The organism is Pseudoxanthomonas spadix BD-a59 (assembly GCF_000233915.3).
Lineage (GTDB): Bacteria > Pseudomonadota > Gammaproteobacteria > Xanthomonadales > Xanthomonadaceae > Pseudoxanthomonas_A > Pseudoxanthomonas_A spadix.
The window spans coordinates 2,459,521-2,479,528 of record NC_016147.2 but is presented as its reverse complement, the minus strand read 5'-3'; the positions used below and the strand labels follow the sequence as shown (position 1 = coordinate 2,479,528).

Genomic DNA, 20,008 nt, shown 5'->3' with positions numbered 1-20,008 from the left:
CATGAAGACTAAGAAAGCAGATCTGCTGTCCAGGAAGCCCACCCTGCTGCAAACCATGGCAGTGGTCGGCATGACCGCATTGGTAACGCTGAGCGGGTTGCCGGTGCATGCCGCCACATCGTTCCCAAACTATCCCTTGCTGACCGGCGGCAACGCCATCCCGCCGAACATCATGCTGATCCTGGACGACTCGGGGTCGATGGAGCGTTCGTGGATGTGGGCGGACAAGGACACCAGTAGCGGTACCGCTGATACGGTCACGGATCGCTCGTACGTGAACAATTCGCTGTACTACAACCCCGCGACGACCTACCTCCCCTGGCGCACAGCCAGCACCGATTTGAGCGTGCGACTCGCTCCTGCCGATTTCAAGGCGGCGGCAAAAAGCCCGACCAGTCCCACGGGCTCGCCGGTGGATCTAAGGACTTCAACAACCAATCTTGGCAGCTCGACCAACCCCAATAATGTGCCGGATTCCTATTTCTATGTCCCGAAACCGGGGGTTTCAAGCCCGGGAACGAGCGCGAGTAATTACGACAAATATCGGATTACGACCTCCAGTTCGGCAAACAGTTATAACGGAGGGGTGGTCCAGAGGCAGGAATCGGCAAGCGTGAGCCTGTTGAGTGGTACTGTCTCAGCCGGAAAAAATGTCTATTCAAGTTGCATCTCCGTCTCGACCAGCGGCGCGAGCAGCGTTGCGATCACGGTCAGCGGAGATAACAAGGCTGATCTTGGCGCATATTCCTCGAGTGATTGCTCTTCAGGCAATCTCGAGTCGACCGTCGGACAGAACGGCAACACCAAATCATTGACAATATCTTCGCCGCCAGCCACGATTCACTTTGCAGTTTATGGGAATAACAAAAGTGTCTCCGTCAGCTATACGGTAACCGGGAGCTACAACTGGGTGGACGCGACTCCTTCGGCGCGCAGCCAAAAGGATGAATTGCAGAACTTCGCCAACTGGTACCAGTACCACCGCACACGCAACAAGATGGCCAAGGCCGGCGCCTCGGAGGCGTTCGGGCGGTTGGGCGAGAACTATCGGGTGGGTTTCGACACCATCTGGAATCGTGGCGGTAGTGGTGCCAGTACGGCAGGTTCCATACCCGCATATCCGATTCCATATGCAACGGATGGCGGCCTGTTCAAAAGCACGAACCGCACGACTTTCTACAGCAGGCTTCAAGGTGCTGGCGCAAGCGATGGTACGCCGCTCAAGGGTGCACTGCAGCGCGCCGCGCGGTATTTCACGACGGATGATCCCTGGAAGGATTCCAACGGGGATGAGCTGACCTGCCGGCAGAACTACGCCATCCTCACCACTGACGGTTACTGGAACAACAATTCCGGCTATACCGCTGTGGGCAATGCCGATGCCGCAACAGCAAAAGATGTCGACGGCAACGCTCCGCAGTACCCGGATACCTATTCGGACACCCTTGCCGACGTGGCCTACAAGTACTGGAGCACGGACCTGCGTACTGGGATGGCCAACAACGTCCTGACCAGTGCGGTGGATCCGGCCGACTGGCAGCACATGGTGACCTTTGGCGTGTCCATCGGTCTACAGGGCACGCTCAATCCAGACAACCCACCACCGTCGCCGTGGAACGTGGATCCGACGACCGGCGGTGAGAGCGCCAAACGCATCGACGACCTCTGGCATGCCGCCCTCAATGGCCGCGGCAAGTTCGTGGTGGCCAATGACAGCGACAAGTTCGCCTCGGCCCTGGCCAATGCGTTGGCCACCATCGACTCGCGCAGCGCGTCCGGCTCCAATATCGCCTCCAGTTCCACCAAGACCGACACCACCACGCTGACTTTCGTGGCCGGCTTTACCTCCGGCAACTGGACCGGCGACCTGATTGCCAGCCCCTTCAATGCGGCCCTGTCGGGCGTTTCCACCCAGCCGAAGTGGATCCTGTCCAAGACCTTCCCCGGTGTCGCCGATACCGACAATACCTACGCCAATGTCAACGCAAATTTCGCCAGCCGCACCGTGCTGACGATGAAGGGCGGCAGCGTTTCCCTGTTCGACACTGCCATGGCTGGCGCGAGTGATTTCGGGGTACGCACCGGCTTGGCCGATGCGGTGACGGCGGAAGACAACATTGCCTACCTGAAGGGCGATCAGAGCAAGGAACAGGGACAGACCAACGGAACCTTGCGCAAGCGCGCCTGGCCGATCGGCGACATCGTTGACTCCTCACCCGCCTACGTGGAAGACACCAAAACCGTGTATGTCGGAGCCAACGACGGCATGCTGCACGGCATCGACACCGACACCGGTGAGGTGCTGTTCTCCTACGTGCCCAAGGGTATCGACTTCGCCGCCATGGCCAACCTGAGCGCTACGTCCTATGACCACCGCTATTTCGTGGATGGCCAGATCGAGGTGATCGGCCAGGGCGATCAGGGCAACGGCAAGAATATCCTGATAGGCGCGCTGGGCCGCGGGGGTCGTGGCGTGTTTGCACTGGACGTGACCGATCCCGACTCGATGCGCGTGAACGACGTACTGTGGGACAACACCACTCAGGATGGCACCACCAACCGCAACATGGGTTACGTACTGGGCGCGGTGCGGATCCGCAGCGGGAATGGAGGCAAGACCTATGCCTTTGTGCCCAACGGCATCGACAGCCCGAACGGCTCGGCCACTCTGTTCGTCTATGAGCTCGGTACGAGTGGCGCGATTGTCGGCGCGCCCACCGAGCTGGTGGCGGATGCCGGCGGCGGCAATGGCCTGATGTCGCTGGGCATGGCCGACCTGAACGCCGACGGCAACGTGGACGTGGTTTATGGTGGCGACTTGAAGGGCAACGTGTATCGCTGGGATTTCAGCGCCGCCACCCCGCCGACGACTGCGGTCAAGCTGTTCCAGGCTAAGAACAGCAGTGGCACTGCCCAGCCCATTACTGGCGGCATCGGTGTGGGTCGGGATGCTTCCGGCAACATCTTCCTGGGCTTCGGCACCGGCCGCTTCATTTCGAGCAGCGACATGCCTGGGGTCAGCGCGCAACAGGTGCAGTCCATCTACGGGATCAAGGACGAGAACTCCCCGATCGCCAGCCGCAGCGATCTGCAGCCACGTACCATCCCGTTTTCGGGCACCACCGCCTCGGGTGCAGTGGCCAGGGGCTTCGAGAATTATTCGGCGCTGAACGCAGACAAAAAGGGTTGGTACATCGACCTGCCCGTGCCTGAGCGGGTCATTTCAGCGCCAACGATCTATGGCACGGCAATGATCCTGTCGTCCGTCATCCCCGCCACGGGCAGCGATTGCGCGGGTGCCGTCGGCAGTGGATTCCTGAATGCCATCAACCTTTTCACGGGCACCAGCCCGTCCTCGGGCGGGTATTTTAGCAACAGCGGCACCGTCACGGATGCACAGGGAAATCGCGGAACCATCGGCGGCTTGGGCGTCAACGGCGGCATGCCGACGGAGGCCAATGTGACCAGCGGCCTGGCGACCGTCGGCACGGGAGCGTTCACAACTGAGGGTGGCGGGGAGGGCAACACCACAAGTACCGAACTGGAAGTCGCGCCGGGTGGCGACGCGGGCCGCGTCAATTGGCGCGAAGTGATCCCGACCAATTGAACGCAGAGGGCGCAATCGCCATGAAAACACACACAAGAGGATTCACCCTGATCGAGTTGATGATCGTGGTGGCAATCATCGCCATCTTGGCGGGCATCGCCTATCCCAGCTATATCAGTTACGTCACCAGGACAAAGCGCGCCGCCGGTGCCGCTTGTGCGATGGAAGCGGCGCAATACATGGAGCGCCACTACACGACCAGGATGACTTACCTCAATGCGGTGCTACCACAGACGCAATGCATGAACGAGCTTGCCGGCAGCTACACGATCCAGTTGTCGGCCGCTCCCCTCGCAACGAGCTATACCATTGAAGCCGTGCCTGAGGGCACACAAGCCGCGCGGGACACCAAGTGCGGGACGTTGTCAATCAACCAGGCTGGGACCAAGACCGAGACTGGGTCGGCAGCTACTGCGGGCGAGTGCTGGTAACCAAGTCCTGAGCGTGCACCATAGCTCGCATGCTCGGTCCATTAGCTCGGCCTTGTTGGAGCTCCCGCCTATTGATTTTCCGTCCTCGGTTGCGCAGCTCCAATTTATTCCTGCATCCGGCCGCCAGCAGCGATGCCGCTGTCCACTTGTCTGGGTCATGATTGGAAAGGGCAGAGGCCGGGAGTCGTGTAGCGTTCGGTCCGTGGTCTGCCTGCATTGTTCACGACGACCTGGCCCAGGAATTTTCCGCCGGGGGCGCACAGGCGGATCGTGACATTACTGCCGTACGACCACCCATCGGGTGAGAACCGCACCCGTGGGCGGCCAGTGGTGCTCCGCAACTGCAGCCCCCCGCCCCTGGCGTCGATATGCTGCAACACGGCGCTGAGGTCAGCAGGCTGGTCCGCGCGCCCGGGGTCTGCGTAGACAAGCCACCCAGACTCCCACATTCCGTCGTTGCGGCAAGTGATCCCGTCGCCGCTCGGGCACGCGGTGACGGGGGCTCCGCTCTCGACAGCCGCGAGCCGGGCTGCGGCAAGCGAGGCGGTGAGGAGATGGTAGGTGTTCGATTCGCGGCTGTGCTGCAGGAGGATCGAGAAGGTAGGCGCCCCCAAGGACACGGCGATCGCTAAAATGACCAGCACCACCAAAATTTCAACCAGGGTCAATCCCGCATTCGTGCTTTTCATTGTGGCCACTCCTTGGCGATGATGCCAGCTAGGCTAGGTCCCTCGGATTGGCTTTGAAACCGGGAATGGTTGCCAGAAAAGGTAGGAAAAATCCTGAAATCACATGGGAGTTGGGCGTGCGTGTTACAGGAGCGCCAGGTGCGTGGAGCCATGTTGCCAGGCATTCTTGCAAGCTCGAAAGCTCGCTTTCGCCTCCCGCCAAGGTCCGCCGCAAGCTTGCGAGCTTCACGGGTAGATCGCTACAATGCGCACCCCGCCCGAATAGCTCAGCCGGTTAGAGCACTTGACTGTTAATCAGGGGGTCGTTGGTTCGAGTCCAACTTCGGGCGCCAGTTACACCAGCAAAGGCCTGCAGCGATGCAGGCCTTTGCTTTGTTGAGGTCCGCCGAGGAAGCGCCGTGCCTGGTCAGGCCAAGCCGGCGCCTCAGGCATCGCAGCCCGCCGGGCCGTCAGGCTGTTCGACCCGCGTGCGGCCGCTGCGGTTGACGATCACCGCCGCCTTGGCCACGCCGCCGCGGCACAGCCGGATGGTCAGGTTGCTGCCGGCGGCGCTGCCGTTGGCCAGGAAGGTGACCTTGGGACGGCCGCTGGTGGAGACGATGCGCAGCTCCGCATCGCGGGGAGCCGCCTCCACGCGCAGCAGGTCATCGGCGTTGTCCGGGCGATGGTTGCCGTCGGCGTCTCGGAACATGATCCAGCCTTGTGTCCAGTCGCTGTCGTCCCGACATTGGTTGTGGCCATCGTTGGGGCAGACCACGGTCGGCTTGCGGTCGGTGATGGCGGTGCTGCGCGCCGAAGCCATGAACGCGCTGAGCAGGTGGCTAGCGGCGCTTTCGCGCTGGTGCTCGATCACGCTCGTGTAGGACGGCAGGCCGATCGCCAGCCCGATGCTGGCCACGGCCATGGCCACGGTGGCCTCGATCAGGCTGAAGCCGCCGGCGCGGCGCGGGCAAATGCGGCGGTTCGAGCGGGCAGGGCGAGTGTCCATCGGGGCATTCCTTTGTCCGGGTCAGGTGTGCCGACAGCGTGGGCGTTGGCCTGCGCCGGTGACATCGGCGGCCGCCGCGCCGCGCCGTAGGAATTCTCTGCACCGGCCGTCCTGCGCGCCGGGGCTATACTTTTTTGTGCTTTCCAGGCAGGTGCCATGACTGAACGCTTCCAGCTTGTTTCGCCGTATTCGCCCTCGGGCGACCAGCCGGCCGCCATCGAAAGGCTGACCGGGAATTTCGAGTCGGGCCTGGCCAAGCAGACCCTGCTGGGGGTGACCGGCTCGGGCAAGACCTACACCATCGCCAACGTGATCGAGCGCATCCAGAAGCCGACCCTGGTGATGGCGCCGAACAAGACCCTGGCCGCGCAGCTGTATGGCGAGTTCAAGGCGTTCTTCCCGCACAACGCGGTCGAGTACTTCGTCAGCTATTACGACTACTACCAGCCCGAGGCCTACGTGGCCGCTTCGGACACCTTCATCGAGAAGGACAGCTCGATCAACGAGCACATCGAGCAGATGCGCCTGGCCGCGACCAAGACCCTGCTGTCGCGGCGCGATGCGATCGTGGTGGCCACCGTCTCGGCGATCTACGGCCTGGGCGCGCCGGAGGACTACCTGTCGCTGCGCCTGATCCTCTCGCGCGGCGAGCACATCGACCAGCGCCAGCTGATCCGCCACCTCACCGACCTGCAGTACACGCGCAACGAATATGAGCTGCAGCGCGGCGCCTTCCGCGTGCGCGGCGAGGTAATCGACGTGCACCCGGCCGAAAGCGACGTGGAAGCGTTGCGCATCGAGCTGTTCGATGGCGAGGTGGAAAACCTGACCCTGTTCGACCCGCTCACCGGTGAGACCCTGCGCAAGGTGCCGCGCTTCACCGTCTATCCCAAGACCCATTACGCCACCACCCGCGAGCGCACGTTGAGCGCGGTGGACTCGATCAAGATCGAGCTGAAGGAACGGCTGGAGCAGCTGTACCAGCAGAACAAGCTGGTCGAAGCCCAGCGCCTGGCCCAGCGCACCCAGTTCGACCTGGAAATGATGGCCGAGGTGGGGTTCTGCTCGGGCATCGAGAACTACTCGCGGCACCTGACCGGCAAGGCGCCGGGCGAGCCGCCGCCGACCCTGTTCGACTACCTGCCCGCCGATGCACTGCTGGTGGTCGACGAATCGCACGTGACCATTCCGCAGATCGGGGCGATGTACAAGGGCGATCGCTCGCGCAAGGAGACGCTGGTGGAGTTCGGTTTCCGCCTGCCTTCGGCGCTGGACAACCGGCCGCTGCGCTTCGAGGAATGGGAGGCGCGTTCGCCGCGCAGCATCTACGTCTCGGCCACCCCGGGCCCGTACGAACTGCGCGAGTCCGGTGGCGAGATCATCGAGCTGGTGGTGCGCCCCACCGGCCTGATCGACCCGGACATCGAGATCCGGCCGGTCGCCACCCAGGTCGACGACCTGCTCTCGCAGATCAACGAACGGGTGGCCTGGGGCGACCGCGTGCTGGTCACCACCCTGACCAAGCGCATGGCCGAGAACCTGACCGAATACCTGGGCGAGCACGGCGTCAAGGTGCGCTACCTGCATTCGGACGTGGACACCGTGGAGCGGGTGGAGATCATTCGCGACCTGCGCCTGGGCAAGTTCGACGTGCTGGTGGGCATCAACCTGCTGCGCGAGGGCCTGGACATGCCCGAGGTGTCGCTGGTGGCGATCCTGGATGCGGACAAGGAGGGCTTCCTGCGTTCGACCGGCTCGCTGATCCAGACCATTGGCCGCGCCGCCCGCAACCTGCGCGGCAAGGCGATCCTGTATGCCGACCGGGTGACCCGTTCGATGCAGGCAGCCATCGAGGAAACCGACCGCCGCCGCGCCAAGCAGGTTGAATACAACGCCGAACACGGCATCGTGCCCCGGTCCACCGTGCGGCCGATCGTGGACATCCTGGAAGGCGCGCGTGACGCCGCCAACGACGAGCCAACCAGGCGCGGCAAGGGCCGCCGTGTCGCCGAGCCGGTCGAGGATTACCGCAGCCTGAGCCAGGCGCAGATCGCGGCCAGGCTCAAGGCCCTGGAGACACGCATGTACCAGCACGCGCGCGATCTGGAGTTCGAGGACGCCGCGCGCCTGCGCGACGAGATCCACAAGCTGAAGACCGCCGCCCTGGTGGTCTGACCGGGGCCGCACCGACCGGCAGGAAAACAGCCGCCGGGTGAGAGTTCCCGCCGACGGATCCGGATGGTATGATGCGCGCCCCTCATCGAGGGCGCGGCAACCTCAGTTGCTTCGGGCGGTTAGCTCAGCGGTAGAGCACTACCTTGACATGGTAGGGGTCACAGGTTCGAACCCTGTACCGCCCACCACGCGGTTTCCGGCACGGCCGGGCCGGTGGATCTATTCCCAACCCCTTATCGATTCTGCGCACGCCTCGGCATGGGTGGCAGCTTGCGGTGGGCCGTTTGGCTTGCGGTGAGCCGGTCTGACCGGTGAGGGTGCGCTGCCCTGTCATCCCAACATGCTGCACAAGCGGAGCTATCAGGGCGCGGGCCGTGTTTGCGATTCCGATCCGGCCACGCTCGGCGACGTGGTCGTCCAGATCGTGGTCACTGATCCGCGTGCGGCGCCAGGGACCGGTATGACGGGATACAGGGGCTAATGCGTTGCCCGGTCCCGCTTCCAGCCGCGGTGCTTGATGTCAAGGTACAGGCTGTAGGCGGCGGTGAAGGCGGGGAAGAGGTTTTGCAGGACGCCGACGGAGTCCTGTTTGGCCGAGAACACGAAATAGCTGAGGGTCATGGCGCTGCCGATGACGCTCATGTACCAGAACAGGCGCGGGATCACCGGCTTGCCGGCGCGTTTGGAAGCCACGAACTGGACCAGCCAGCGGCCGCCGAACATCAGCGCGCCGGTGTAGCCGATAATCTTCCAGCCGGTGACATGCAGGCCGGTCCAGTACAGTGCTTCGATCGGCTGGTCCAGCCAGTGGATCTCCATGCTCAAAGCTCCCGCACTGCCGTGCGCTTGCTGCGCACGATCAGCCAAGCCACGCCCATCAGGTCGCGGATACCGACCAGGGCGCGCTGCAGGTTGTTGTACTTGGACACTCCGGCGCCACGCGGGCGATGGTTGACCGGGATGCTGATCGTCTTCCAGCCCGAGCGCTGCATCAGCGCCGGCAGGTAGCGATGCATGTGGTCGAAATAAGGCAGGTCCAGGAACGCCTCGCGTTCGAACAGCTTGGTGCCGCAGCCGGTATCGGGCGTGTCATCGTGGAGCATGCGGGCGCGGATGGCGTTGGCGTACTTGGAGGCCCAGCGCTTGCTGCCGCTGTCTTGGCGGTTGACGCGCCATCCCGCATACAGTTTGACCGATGGATCGCCGCTGTCGCGGGCTGTCAACAACCTGGGCAGGTCGGCCGGGTCGTTCTGGCCGTCGCCATCGAGGGTGGCAATCCATGCACCGCGCGCGGCCTTGACGCCGGTGCGGATGGCGGTGCTCTGCCCGCTTTGGATCGCGTGCTGGAGGATGCGCAACTCCGGGGTGGCGGCCTTGAGCGACTGCAGGACGGCGGCGGTGTCATCGCGCGACTGGTCATCGACGTAGACGATTTCGAAGGCCGTCACCCCCCGCAGGGCGGCGAGGATCTCGGAAATCAGGGGGGCGACATTGTCACGCTCGTTGAAGACCGGGACGACAACGGACAGGGCTGGGTTCTGCATAGGCGCGCATTATCCGATGTTTCGGTTCAGGTGAACGAGGGCAAGCCAGATCTGGAGCCGCCAATCAATCCGCGTGCGAGGCGGGCGCTGGCACGACAAAAACCTCGGCATTGGGCCGGGGTCGGGGTCGGAATGTCGTATGAGGCCGGCCGGAGGCGCTGATGCTGCCTGCCAGACAGCGCCGGGTGAAGTCGGCGCCGGCTGGCTCGCCAGCGCAAGCCGGCAGCCAATGCCCGCTGCATCAACAGCGTGGCGTCACATCCCCGCGTAGTTCGGCCCGCCGCCGCCCTGCGGGGCCACCCAGACGATGTTCTGGGTGGGGTCCTTGATGTCGCAGGTCTTGCAGTGCACGCAGTTCTGGGCATTGATCTGCAGGCGCGTGGCCTGGCCCTCGCCGATGAACTCGTACACCCCGGCCGGGCAGTAGCGCGCCTCGGGCCCGGCGTAGGTGGCCAGGTTGATGTTCACCGGCACCGACGGGTCCTTGAGGGTCAGGTGCGCCGGCTGGTCTTCGGCGTGGTTGGTGCTGGACAGGAATACCGAGGACAGCCGGTCGAAGGTCAGCTGCCCGTCCGGCTTGGGGTAGGCGATCTTCTGGTGCCGGTCGGCCGGCTCCAGGCAGGCATGATCCGGCGTGGTGCGGTGGATCGTCCAGGGCGGATTGCGCATGCCCAGCTTGGGCAGCAGCCATTGCTCGATGCCGGTCATCAGCGTGGCCAGGCGGCGGCCCTTCTTGAACCACTGCTTGAAGTTCTTGGATTGCTCGAGCTCGGCGTGCAGCCAGCTGGCTTCGAATGCGGCGGGGTAGGCAGTGAGCTCGTCGCCGCTGCGGCCCTCGCCCAGGGCCTGGAAGGCGGCCTCGGCTGCCAGCATGCCGGTCTTGATCGCGGCATGGCTGCCCTTGATCCGGCTGGCGTTGAGCGTGCCGGCCTCGCAGCCAACCAGCGCCCCGCCGGGGAAGACCAGCTTGGGCAGCGAGAGCAGGCCGCCGGCGGTGATCGAACGGGCGCCGTAACCGATGCGCGTGCCGCCTTCCAGATGCTTGCGGATGGTCGGGTGAGTCTTGAAGCGCTGGAACTCTTCAAAGGGACTCAGCCAGGGGTTCCTGTAATCCAGCCCCACGACCAGGCCGATGGCGATCTTGCCGTCCTCGGCGTGGTAGATGAACGAGCCACCGTAGGTGTCCTCATCCAGCGGCCAGCCGGCGGTGTGCACCACCAGGCCAGGCTGATGCCTGGCCGGATCGGCCTGCCACAGCTCCTTGATCCCCAGGCCGTAGGCCTGCGGATCCTTGCCGGCATCCAGCGAATACTTGGCGATGAGCTGGCGACCGAGCTGGCCGCGCGAGCCTTCGGCGAAGAGCGTGTACTTGGCGTGCAGCTCCATGCCCAGCTGGAACTCGGCGGTCGGCTCGCCGTTTTTGTCCAGACCCAGGTTGCCGGTGGCCACCCCGCGCACCGCACCGGTGTCCGAATACAGAAGCTCGGCCGCGGCAAAGCCCGGGAAGATCTCCACGCCCTGGCTTTCGGCCTGCTGCGCCAACCAGCGGGTCAGCGCGCCCAGGCTGATGATGTAGTTGCCGTGGTTCTGGAAGCACTCGGGCAGCAGTGCCTGCGGGGTCGCCCTGGCGCCGGTTTCGCTCAGGAACAGGAACTGATCTTCGGTCACGGCCTGCTTGAGCGGGGCGCCGAGTTCCTTCCAATCGGGGAACAGCTCGGTCAGCGCGCGCGGATCCATGATCGCCCCGGACAGGATGTGCGCGCCGGGCTCGGAGCCCTTCTCCAGCACGCACACCGACACCTCGCGACCGGCCCCGGCGGCCAGCTGCTTGAGGCGGATGGCGCTGGCCAGGCCGCCCGGGCCGGCGCCCACCACCACCACGTCGTACTCCATCGATTCACGAGGGCCGTATTGGTTCAACAGCGCTTCCGGGGTCATGGGCTGGCTCCGCGATGGGGTAACAGAAGGGCATTCCATGATACCGGACGGCGCCGTATGGGCCAGGTCGGCGCAGGCGCTCACGTCGGGTTGACATGGCCGGCGCGGTGCGGCGCTAGCATTTCAGGCCCCTCTGCAGCATCAGGGCTGCCCGTGTCCCAGCACATCACCAACGTCCGTCCGGCGCCGGACCAGGTCATGGTCGACATTGCCGATTACGTGCTCGACTACCAGATCGACTCGGCCCTGGCGTTCGAGACCGCCAGTTACTGCCTGATCGATACCCTCGGCTGCGGGCTGGAGGCGCTGGAGTATCCGGCCTGTACCAAGCTGCTCGGGCCGATCGTGCCGGGCACCGTGGTGCCCAACGGGGCCAGGGTGCCGGGCACCCCCTACCAGCTGGACCCGGTCCAGGCCGCCTTCAACCTGGGCGCGATGATCCGCTGGCTGGATTTCAACGACACCTGGCTGGCGGCCGAATGGGGCCATCCCTCCGACAACCTGGGCGGCATCCTGGCCACCGCCGACTGGCTCAGCCGCGCGGCCGTGGCCCAGGGCCGGCCGCCGCTGCCCATGCGCGCGGTGCTGAACGCGATGATCAAGGCGCACGAGATCCAGGGCTGCATCGCGCTGGAGAATTCCTTCAACCAGGTCGGCCTGGACCACGTGGTGCTGGTCAAGGCCGCCACCACCGCGGTGGTGGGCCAGCTGCTGGGCCTGGACCGCGCACAGCTCATCAATGCCATCTCGCTGGTCTGGGTGGACGGGCAAAGCCTGCGGACCTATCGGCATGCGCCCAACACCGGCAGCCGCAAGAGCTGGGCCGCCGGCGATGCCACCAGCCGCGGGGTGCGGCTGGCGCTGATCGCCGCCACCGGCGAGATGGGGTATCCGTCGGCGCTGACCGCCAGGACCTGGGGCTTCTACGACGTGTCGTTCAAGGGCCAGCCGTTCCGCTTCCAGCGGCCCTATGGCAGTTACGTGATGGAGAACGTGCTGTTCAAGATCAGCTTTCCGGCCGAATTCCACGCCCAGACCGCCGTGGAGGCGGCGATGACGCTGCATGCGCAGCTGGCCGCGCTGGGGCGCAGCGTGGAGGACATCGCCGCGATCACCATCCGCACCCACGCCGCCTGCATCCGCATCATCGACAAGCAGGGGCCGCTGAACAATCCGGCCGATCGCGACCACTGTGTCCAGTACATGGTCGCCGTGCCGTTGATCTTCGGCCGGCTGACCGCGGCCGACTACGAAGACGCGGTGGCGGCCGACCCGCGCATCGACGCGCTGCGGGCGAAGATCACCTGCGTCGAGGACCCGCAGTTCACCGCCGACTACCACGACCCGGACAAGCGCAGCATTCCCAACGCGCTGATGGTGGTGTTCAACGATGGCAGCCGGCTGGACGAGGTGGTGGTCGAGTACCCGATCGGTCATCGCCGCCGCCGTGCCGAAGGCATGCCGCTGCTGGTGGAGAAGTTCAAGGCCAATCTGGCGCGGCGCTTTGGCCGCGAGCAGCAGCAGAAGATCCTGGAGGCATCGCTGGACCGGCCTGCGCTGGAAGCCATGGCCGTGCACGATTACGTGGATCTGTACGTGCCGTAGGACCTGCCGCGCTTGGCGGCAGATGCAGCGGCGGCCACACTGCCGCCATGTCCAACCTGCTGTTGCCGCCGGCCATTGCCCTGCTCGGGCCCACCGCCTCGGGCAAGTCCGCGCTGGCGCTGGAATGGGCCCAGCGCCTGGGCGGGGAGATCGTCAGCGTCGATTCGGCCCTGGTCTACCGGCACCTGGACATCGGCGCGGCCAAGCCCTCGCGCGATGAACTGGCGCAGGTGCCACATCATCTGATCGACGTGCGCGATCCGTGGCAGGTCTATTCGGCGGCCGAATTCGCCGCCGCCGCGCGCCTGGCCATCGAACAGATCCTTGCCCGCGGCCGCATCCCGATCCTGGCCGGCGGCACCGGCCTGTATTTCCAGGCGCTGAGCCAGGGCTTGGCCGAGATGCCAGAAGCCGATCCCGGCCTGCGGGCCGAAATCACCGCCGATGCCGCCGTGCGCGGCTGGCCGGCGCTGCATGCCGAGCTGGCCCGGGTCGATCCGGTGGCCGCGGCCAGGATCAAGCCGACCGACCCGCAGCGCATCCAGCGCGCGCTGGAAGTGTTCCGCCTCAGTGGCCGTCCCATCAGCGCCTGGCAACGCGCGCCGCTGCGCCAGCGCCTGCCGGTGCGGCTGCTCAAGCTGGTGCTGGCGCCGGCCGACCGCGCGGTGCTGCACCAACGCATCGCCCGACGTTTCGAGGCGATGCTCGCCGCTGGCTTTCTGGATGAAGTGCGGGCGCTGCGCGCGATGCCGCAGATGCAGGCGGTGGCCGCGCCGCTGGACCTGCCCGCCGTGCGCGCGGTCGGCTACCGGCAGGCCTGGGAATGGCTGGACGGGCAGGGCGATGCGGCGGCCTTTCGCGAGCGCGCCATCGCCGCCACCCGCCAGCTGGCCAAGCGCCAGCTGACCTGGCTGCGCGGGCGGCCCGATCTGCGCTGGTTCGACCCGGTCAGCCAGCGCGCCGGACTGGAGCAGGCGCTGGCGCTGTTCCTGGGCCGCTGAAAACCGCGACGGCGTGGCTGGTCAATCCGCGTTGCTTGTGTAATATCGGTTCACCGGCGCGGTTCGGGGAAACGGTGGCCGCGCCGGCCCATTAGAAGAACAGTCCCATCGAAGAATGGGCAGGAGTTTTTGCATGTCCAAGGGGCAATCCCTGCAGGATCCTTTTCTCAACGCGCTGCGGCGCGAGCGGGTGCCGGTCTCGGTCTACCTGGTCAACGGCATCAAGCTGCAGGGCACGATCGAGTCGTTCGACCAGTTCGTGGTGCTGCTGCGCAATACCGTCAGCCAGATGGTCTACAAGCACGCCATTTCCACCGTGGTCCCGGCGCGCAACGTGCGCGTGGGCCCGGGCGGCGGCTATGTCCAGAACGCCGATGGCGGTGAAAGCGGCCCTGACGAGGCCGAAGACGACGACTGAGCGTCGCTGCCGGCGCGCGCAAACGCCCATTGGTTGCGTTTTTCCGCGGCCGGGCGGTTGAACCCGGGTCTTGCCGTCACCATGCTGGTGGGACGTATTTACCGACCCCGTGAAAGATGCCGACCGAGTTGTTCGAACGTTCCCGCAAGGGTGAGCACGCCTTGCTGATCCAGCCCGTGCGCGGTGGCGCCGCCGCCGTGACCGGCGATGAGGATGCCGCCGAGGAATTCACCGAGCTTGCCCGCTCCGCCGGTGCGAGCATCGCCGCGCTGGTCACCGCCCGGACCGACAAGCCCAGCCCGTCGACCTTCATCGGCAGTGGCAAGCTGGACGAGGTCAAGGCCGCGGCCGACGCCACCGGCGCCGATCTGATCCTGGTCAATCATGCGCTGACCCCGGGCCAGGAACGCAACCTGGAAAAAGCCCTGGAGCGGCGCGTGCTGGACCGCACCGGGCTGATCCTGGACATCTTCGCCCAGCGCGCCCGCAGCCATGAGGGCAAGCTGCAGGTCGAACTGGCCCAGCTGCGGCACATGGCCACCCGCCTGGTCCGCGGCTGGACCCACCTGGAGCGCCAGCGCGGCGGTTCCATCGGCCTGCGCGGTCCGGGTGAAACCCAGCTTGAAACCGACCGCCGGCTGCTGCAGAAGCGCGTGGACCAGCTGCAGAAGCGGCTGGAGAAAGTCGAGGTGCAGCACACCCAGATGCGCCGCGCGCGCGTGCGCAGCGAGCTGCCGCGGGTGGCCCTGGTGGGCTACACCAATGCCGGCAAGTCGACCCTGTTCAACGCCCTCACCGGCGCCCAGGCCTATGCGGCCGACCAGCTGTTCGCCACCCTGGACCCGACCGTGCGCCGGGTGAACCTGGCCGGGGGCCACGTGGTGCTGGCCGACACGGTCGGCTTCGTGCGCGACTTGCCGCATGAGCTGGTGGCGGCATTCCGTTCCACCCTGTCCGAGGCGCGCGAAGCCGACCTGCTGCTGCACGTGGTCGATGCGGCCGACCCGCTGCACGCCGAACGCATCGCCCAGGTCGACCTGGTCCTGACCGAGATCGGCGCCGGCGACATCCCGCAGCTGCTGGTGTTCAACAAGATCGACCGCATCGAAGGCGCGCAGCCGCGCCACGACGCACCGGAAGGCGATCTGGACGGCGACACCGAGCCCGGCACGTTGGGCCTGGCGCGCGAGCGGGTGTGGATTTCCGCCCGCGACGGCGTCGGCCTGGACCTGCTGCAGGAAGCCCTGGCCCGGCGCCTTGGCTTGCAGCGCATCTGCGGTGAAGTGGTGTTGCCGCCGACCGCCGGCCGCCTGCGCGCACGCCTGCATGCGCTGGAAGCCGTGCGCAGCGAAGGACACGACGAGGCCGGCTGGCGCCTGACCCTGGACATGGCCCGCACCGATGCCGAGAAGCTGCTGTCGCAGCCAGGCGGCGATGCGCTGCGGGTGCTGCTGCCGGCGGTGGAAGTGGAGCAGTGGGAGGCGTAGGTCTTCTGTTCTTCGTCGTCTTTATCGGGACTGCGGTGCGCTCTGTGAATCGATGAAAAGACAGGGCTTTGGCCCTGCTTTGCGGCCCGGCAGCCTTTGTTTTGTCGTGCCGGGTCTGGCTACGCACAGGCGTGCGTAGCAAACCATGAATCACGGGACCAGCCGCTCCAACCCCACCTGCGCCAGCACCCTCTCCCACGGGAACAGCGGCCCCGGATCCTGCTTGCGGGCAACCAGCACGCCGGGATCATCCTCGGCCGGCACCTGCTCGGTATCCAGGTCCTGGTGCCCGGCGATCAAGCGCAGCGCCGGCAGCCGCGCCTGCAGGTCCTGCAGCAGGGCCACCAGCGCGGCGATCTGCGCATCCGGGTAGGGCACGTCCATTGCCTGGTGTCTGGCATGCAGCCAGTGCGGATGGCGGCCGCGGTTGACCAGTTCGATGCCGACGCTGCGCAGGTTCCAGCCACGCACGTGGTGGGCGATGCGCTCGGGCGGGACCCACGCCTGGGTGTGGCCATCGCGGTCGATGTACCAGTGGCCACTGTTGCCGGTGCCCGAGGCATAGCGGACGGTTTCGGCAAATTCCCGCGCCATCGCCAGGTCCGGCAGCTCGGTGCAGTGGATGACCACCAGGTCGATCTGCGTGAGCAGACGAGGCTCCAGCAGGGACACGTAGGGCAGCGGGGCGGCCTTGACCTGCAGGGGTGCCGGCGGCGTGGTCCGGGATGGGTGCGACATGCCGGCGATGCTACACGCGCCGCGGGCGCAGGGCGGGCGCAGGGCGGGCGCGCGGTAAACTGCGTGCCCCGGCGTTCCGCGCCGTCGTCGTGTGCCGCCCATGCCCTTGAACCCCGAGTCCCCGCTGGCCCGGCTGATGGCCACCCTGCCGCGCGCTGGCGCGGTGGAATGGATCGGCGTGCGGCCCGCGCGCGAGGTGCCGATGGTCGCCGCCGAGCGCGTGCAGGCCAAGGCCGGCGCCGGGCTGACCGGTGACCGCTACCAGGGCGGCAGCGGCAAGCGCGGGCTGACCCTGATCCAGTCCGAGCACCTGCCGGTGATCGCCGCGCTGGCCGGGCTGGAGGCGGTCAGCGCCGCAACCCTGCGCCGCAACGTGGTGGTCTCGGGCATTGCGCTGATCGCGCTGAAGCAGCGCCGCTTCCGCATCGGCGATGTCGTGCTGGAAGGCACCGACCCCTGCGATCCATGCTCGCGCATGGAAACCGCGTTGGGCGCCGGCGGCTACAACGCCATGCGCGGCCACGGCGGGCTGTGCGCACGGATCATCCAGGGCGGCACCTTTGCCGTCGGCGATGCGGTGGTGCCGCTGTGATCCGCGGCCACGTGATCCTCTCGCACGGCTTCGAAAGCGGCCCGGAAGCGACCAAGGTCACCGCCCTGGCGCAGGTGGCCCAGGCCGCCGGCTGGAGCCACGAGCGCCCGGACTACACCGACCTGGACGCCATGACCGGGGTCGGCCAGCTGGGCGATGTCGGCGCGCGCCTGATGCGCCTGCGCACCCTGGCCGAGGCCGCGGCCAGGAAGGGCCCGCTGGTGCTGGCCGGTTCCAGCCTGGGCGCCTACATCTCGGCCCAGGTCTCGCTGCTGGTGCCGGTGCATGCCCTGTTCCTGATGGCCCCGCCCACGGCGATGGGCTCGCTGCCGGCGCTGGACGCCGCGCAGGTGCCGGTGTCGATCATCCACGGCTGGGACGACGAACTGATCCCGGTCAGGCACGTCATCGACTGGGCGCAGGCGCGTCGGGCGCGGCTGCTGCTGGTCGATGACGACCATCGCCTGTCCCATCACGTGGACGCGGCCGCGCAGGCCTTCGCCCAGCTGCTGGCCGGGCTGTAATTCCAGCCGGCGCCGGTTGCACCGGCGTGCTGCCATCGCGCTTGCGCACCCGCGCAGGCGTCATTTCCCATTCGAGGTTTCAAGTGAAGTTCTACGTTTCCTGCGCCAAGGGCCTGGAGTACCTGCTGGTCGAGGAGGTGCTGGCGCTGGGCGCCGCAAGCGCCACGGCCACCGTGTCCGGCGTGAATGTCGAAGGCAGCCTGCACGATGCCCAGCGCCTGGTGTTGTGGTCGCGCCTGGCCAGCCGCGTGCTGTGGCCGATCGGCGCGTTCGAATGCCTGGACCAGGACGCGCTGTACGAGGGCGTTCATGCGCTGCCGTGGACCGGGCACCTGAAGCCCGAACACACCCTGGCGGTGGACGCGCACGTGTCCGGCGAGGTCATCACCCACGCGCGCTTTGCCGCGCAGCGGGTCAAGGACGCGGTGGTCGATCACCTGCGCAGCCAGGGCCTGGAGCGCCCGTCGGTGGACGTGGACGATCCGGACGTGCGCATCAACTTCTCGCTGCGCAAGGGCCGGGCCACGCTCTCGATCGACCTTGGTGGCGGGCCGCTGCATCGCCGTGGCTGGCGCCGGGTGCGCAATGATGCGCCGCTGAAGGAAAACCTGGCCGCGGCGGTGCTGATGCGCGGTGGCTGGAGCCAGTCCTACGCCGGCGGTGGCGGCCTGCTCGATCCGATGTGCGGCAGCGGCACGCTGCTGATCGAAGGAGTGTTGATGGCCGCCGATGTGGCGCCAGGCCTGCAACGCCACGGCAGCCTGCCGCCGACGCGCTGGCTGGGCTTCGACATGGCGCACTGGCAAGGCCTGCGCGAGCAGGCGCGCGAGCGCGAAACCGCCGGCCGCGCCGCGTTGCCGGCGCAGGTCGCCTTCGGCAGCGACATCGATCCGCGCGCGATCGAGGCCGCCCGCGAAAGCGCGCGCGAGGCCGGCGTGGAGCACGCCATCGTCCTGCAGGTCTGCGATGTGGCCAAGTTGCCGGCGCCGCCGATCCGCCGTGGCGTGGTGGTCTGCAACCCGCCCTACGACGAGCGCCTGGCCGCCGATGCGGCGCTGTACCGGGCGCTGGGCGATGGCCTGCGTCGGGCGGTGCCGGACTGGCGGGCGAGCCTTTTGTGCGGCAGCGCCGAGCTGGCCATGGCCACCGGCCTGCGCGCGCAGAAGAAATACCAGCTGTTCAACGGCGCCATCGAGTGCGCGCTGATCTTCGTCGATCCGATCGCGCCGCCGCAGCGCGTGGTGCCTGACGCGCCCGCCGAATTGAACGTCGGGGCACAGATGGTGGCCAACCGCCTGCGCAAGAACATCAGGAAGTTCAAGAGCTGGCGCCAGCGCGAGGACGTGACCTGCTACCGCGTCTACGATGCCGACCTGCCCGAGTACGCCGCCGCAGTGGACGTGTACGAAGAAGCCGACGGCGCGCGCCGCACCTTCCTGCACGTGCAGGAATATGCCGCCCCGGCCAGCATCCCCGAAGCCGATACGCTGCGCCGTTTCAACGAGCTGCTGGCTGCGGTGCGCAATGTGTTTGCCGTGCCGCACGAGCAGGTCGCGATCAAGTCGCGCGCGCGCGGCAAGGGCGGCAGCAAGTACGGCCGACTGGGCGCGGGAAGCGAGGTGATCGTGGTGCGCGAGCACGGCGCACGCCTGCGGGTGAACCTGTTCGATTACCTGGATACCGGCCTGTTCCTGGACCATCGCCCCTTGCGTGGGCAGATGGCGCACGCTGCGCGCGGCCGGCGCTTCCTCAACCTTTTCAGCTACACCGGCGTGGCCAGCGTGGAAGCGGCGGTGGCCGGCGCGGCCAGCACCACCAGCGTCGACCTGTCCGGCACCTACCTGCAGTGGTGCCAGGACAACCTGCAGGAAAACGGCCTGGGCGGTCAGCAGCACCAGCTGGTGCAGGCCGACGCGCTGGCCTGGCTGGAAGCCGACCGCGGCCAGTACGACCTGATCTTCTGCGACCCGCCGACGTTCTCCAACTCCGCGCGCGCGGAGGATTTCGAGGTGCAGCGCGACCACGTGCGCCTGCTGCGCGCATGCATCGCGCGGCTGTCGCAGGGCGGGGTGCTGTATTTTTCCAACAACTTCCGACGCTTCAGGCTGGACGCCGAACGGGTGGCCGAGTTCGCCGTGTGCGAGGAGATCAGCGCCCAGACCATCCCGCCGGATTTCGAGCGCAACACGCGGATCCACCGCGCCTGGCGGTTGACCCGCGCCTAGGAGCCTGTCGGACTTTCGATGGGCGGGCCGGAAATTGGTCAAAAAA

Annotated in this window: 16 protein-coding genes and 2 tRNA genes; 12 read left to right on the top strand and 6 right to left on the bottom strand. The window is 66.6% G+C overall.

Annotation, left to right across the window (positions count from 1 at the left end; genetic code table 11):
- Nucleotide 1: 1 nt before the first annotated feature.
- Together DSC_RS11180 and DSC_RS11175 are read left to right on the top strand one after the other, a co-directional pair.
- Nucleotides 2-3,607, top strand: a complete 3,606-nt coding sequence (locus DSC_RS11180; protein ID WP_148268134.1) for a pilus assembly protein — start codon at nucleotides 2-4, stop codon at nucleotides 3,605-3,607.
- A gap of 20 nt (nucleotides 3,608-3,627) precedes the next feature.
- Complete coding sequence (locus DSC_RS11175; protein WP_014161272.1) at nucleotides 3,628-4,038, top strand: type IV pilin protein; 411 nt, start codon at nucleotides 3,628-3,630, stop codon at nucleotides 4,036-4,038.
- 155 nt (nucleotides 4,039-4,193) lie between these two features.
- Here the strand turns inward: DSC_RS11175 and DSC_RS11170 are convergent, their stop codons facing one another.
- A complete protein-coding gene (locus DSC_RS11170; protein ID WP_014161271.1) occupies nucleotides 4,194-4,727 on the bottom strand; it encodes a GspH/FimT family pseudopilin in 534 nt (177 codons plus the stop codon).
- 255 nt (nucleotides 4,728-4,982) lie between these two features.
- Between DSC_RS11170 and DSC_RS11165 the strand changes: the two genes are divergently transcribed.
- A tRNA-Asn gene (locus DSC_RS11165) sits at nucleotides 4,983-5,059 on the top strand.
- Nucleotides 5,060-5,151: 92 nt separating this feature from the next.
- On the opposite strand, the gene DSC_RS11160 is transcribed toward DSC_RS11165, so the two are convergent.
- Complete coding sequence (locus DSC_RS11160; RefSeq protein WP_014161270.1) at nucleotides 5,152-5,715, bottom strand: GspH/FimT family pseudopilin; 564 nt, start codon at nucleotides 5,713-5,715, stop codon at nucleotides 5,152-5,154.
- Between the two features lie 156 nt (nucleotides 5,716-5,871).
- Here DSC_RS11160 and uvrB point away from each other — a divergent pair, with 156 nt between their 5' ends.
- A complete protein-coding gene (gene uvrB, locus DSC_RS11155; RefSeq protein WP_014161269.1) occupies nucleotides 5,872-7,890 on the top strand; it encodes an excinuclease ABC subunit UvrB in 2,019 nt (672 codons plus the stop codon).
- Between the two features lie 113 nt (nucleotides 7,891-8,003).
- A tRNA-Val gene (locus tag DSC_RS11150) sits at nucleotides 8,004-8,078 on the top strand.
- A 289-nt stretch (nucleotides 8,079-8,367) separates the two neighbouring features.
- Here the strand turns inward: DSC_RS11150 and DSC_RS11145 are convergent.
- The 3 genes from DSC_RS11145 to DSC_RS11135 all read right to left on the bottom strand — a co-directional run bounded on the left by DSC_RS11145 (nucleotide 8,368) and on the right by DSC_RS11135 (nucleotide 11,372).
- Nucleotides 8,368-8,709 carry a lipid-A-disaccharide synthase N-terminal domain-containing protein gene (locus DSC_RS11145; protein ID WP_014161268.1) on the bottom strand — a complete coding sequence of 114 codons (342 nt, stop codon included), beginning with the start codon at nucleotides 8,707-8,709 and terminating at the stop codon, nucleotides 8,368-8,370.
- A gap of 2 nt (nucleotides 8,710-8,711) precedes the next feature.
- A complete protein-coding gene (locus DSC_RS11140) occupies nucleotides 8,712-9,434 on the bottom strand; it encodes a glycosyltransferase family 2 protein (RefSeq protein ID WP_014161267.1) in 723 nt (240 codons plus the stop codon).
- A 255-nt stretch (nucleotides 9,435-9,689) separates the two neighbouring features.
- Entirely contained in the window at nucleotides 9,690-11,372 is a 1,683-nt protein-coding gene (locus DSC_RS11135) for an electron transfer flavoprotein-ubiquinone oxidoreductase (protein WP_014161266.1), read from the bottom strand.
- A gap of 153 nt (nucleotides 11,373-11,525) precedes the next feature.
- Here DSC_RS11135 and DSC_RS11130 point away from each other — a divergent pair, with 153 nt between their 5' ends.
- From DSC_RS11130 to hflX, 4 genes are all read left to right on the top strand, one after another.
- Nucleotides 11,526-12,977, top strand: coding sequence for a bifunctional 2-methylcitrate dehydratase/aconitate hydratase (locus DSC_RS11130; protein WP_014161265.1), 1,452 nt, complete (start codon nucleotides 11,526-11,528; stop codon nucleotides 12,975-12,977).
- 47 nt (nucleotides 12,978-13,024) lie between these two features.
- Nucleotides 13,025-13,978: a tRNA (adenosine(37)-N6)-dimethylallyltransferase MiaA gene (gene miaA / locus DSC_RS11125; RefSeq protein ID WP_014161264.1), complete on the top strand. Its 954-nt coding sequence runs from the start codon at nucleotides 13,025-13,027 to the stop codon at nucleotides 13,976-13,978.
- A 133-nt stretch (nucleotides 13,979-14,111) separates the two neighbouring features.
- Nucleotides 14,112-14,396 (top strand): RNA chaperone Hfq, encoded by a 285-nt coding sequence (gene hfq / locus DSC_RS11120; protein WP_014161263.1) that lies wholly within the window; start codon nucleotides 14,112-14,114, stop codon nucleotides 14,394-14,396.
- Between the two features lie 128 nt (nucleotides 14,397-14,524).
- Entirely contained in the window at nucleotides 14,525-15,883 is a 1,359-nt protein-coding gene (gene hflX, locus DSC_RS11115) for a ribosome rescue GTPase HflX (protein WP_014161262.1), read from the top strand.
- Nucleotides 15,884-16,033: 150 nt separating this feature from the next.
- Here the strand turns inward: hflX and DSC_RS11110 are convergent, their stop codons facing one another.
- Nucleotides 16,034-16,621, bottom strand: a complete 588-nt coding sequence (locus DSC_RS11110; protein WP_014161261.1) for an N-acetylmuramoyl-L-alanine amidase — start codon at nucleotides 16,619-16,621, stop codon at nucleotides 16,034-16,036.
- Nucleotides 16,622-16,721: 100 nt separating this feature from the next.
- On the opposite strand from DSC_RS11110, the gene DSC_RS11105 reads away from it, so the two are divergent.
- From DSC_RS11105 to rlmKL, 3 genes are all read left to right on the top strand, one after another.
- Nucleotides 16,722-17,213, top strand: a complete 492-nt coding sequence (locus tag DSC_RS11105; protein ID WP_014161260.1) for an MOSC domain-containing protein — start codon at nucleotides 16,722-16,724, stop codon at nucleotides 17,211-17,213.
- Nucleotides 17,210-17,737, top strand: a complete 528-nt coding sequence (locus DSC_RS11100) for an alpha/beta hydrolase (RefSeq protein WP_014161259.1) — start codon at nucleotides 17,210-17,212, stop codon at nucleotides 17,735-17,737. Before DSC_RS11105 ends, DSC_RS11100 begins: the two co-directional genes overlap by 4 nt.
- A gap of 83 nt (nucleotides 17,738-17,820) precedes the next feature.
- Nucleotides 17,821-19,962: a bifunctional 23S rRNA (guanine(2069)-N(7))-methyltransferase RlmK/23S rRNA (guanine(2445)-N(2))-methyltransferase RlmL gene (gene rlmKL, locus DSC_RS11095; protein WP_014161258.1), complete on the top strand. Its 2,142-nt coding sequence runs from the start codon at nucleotides 17,821-17,823 to the stop codon at nucleotides 19,960-19,962.
- Nucleotides 19,963-20,008 lie beyond the last annotated feature (46 nt).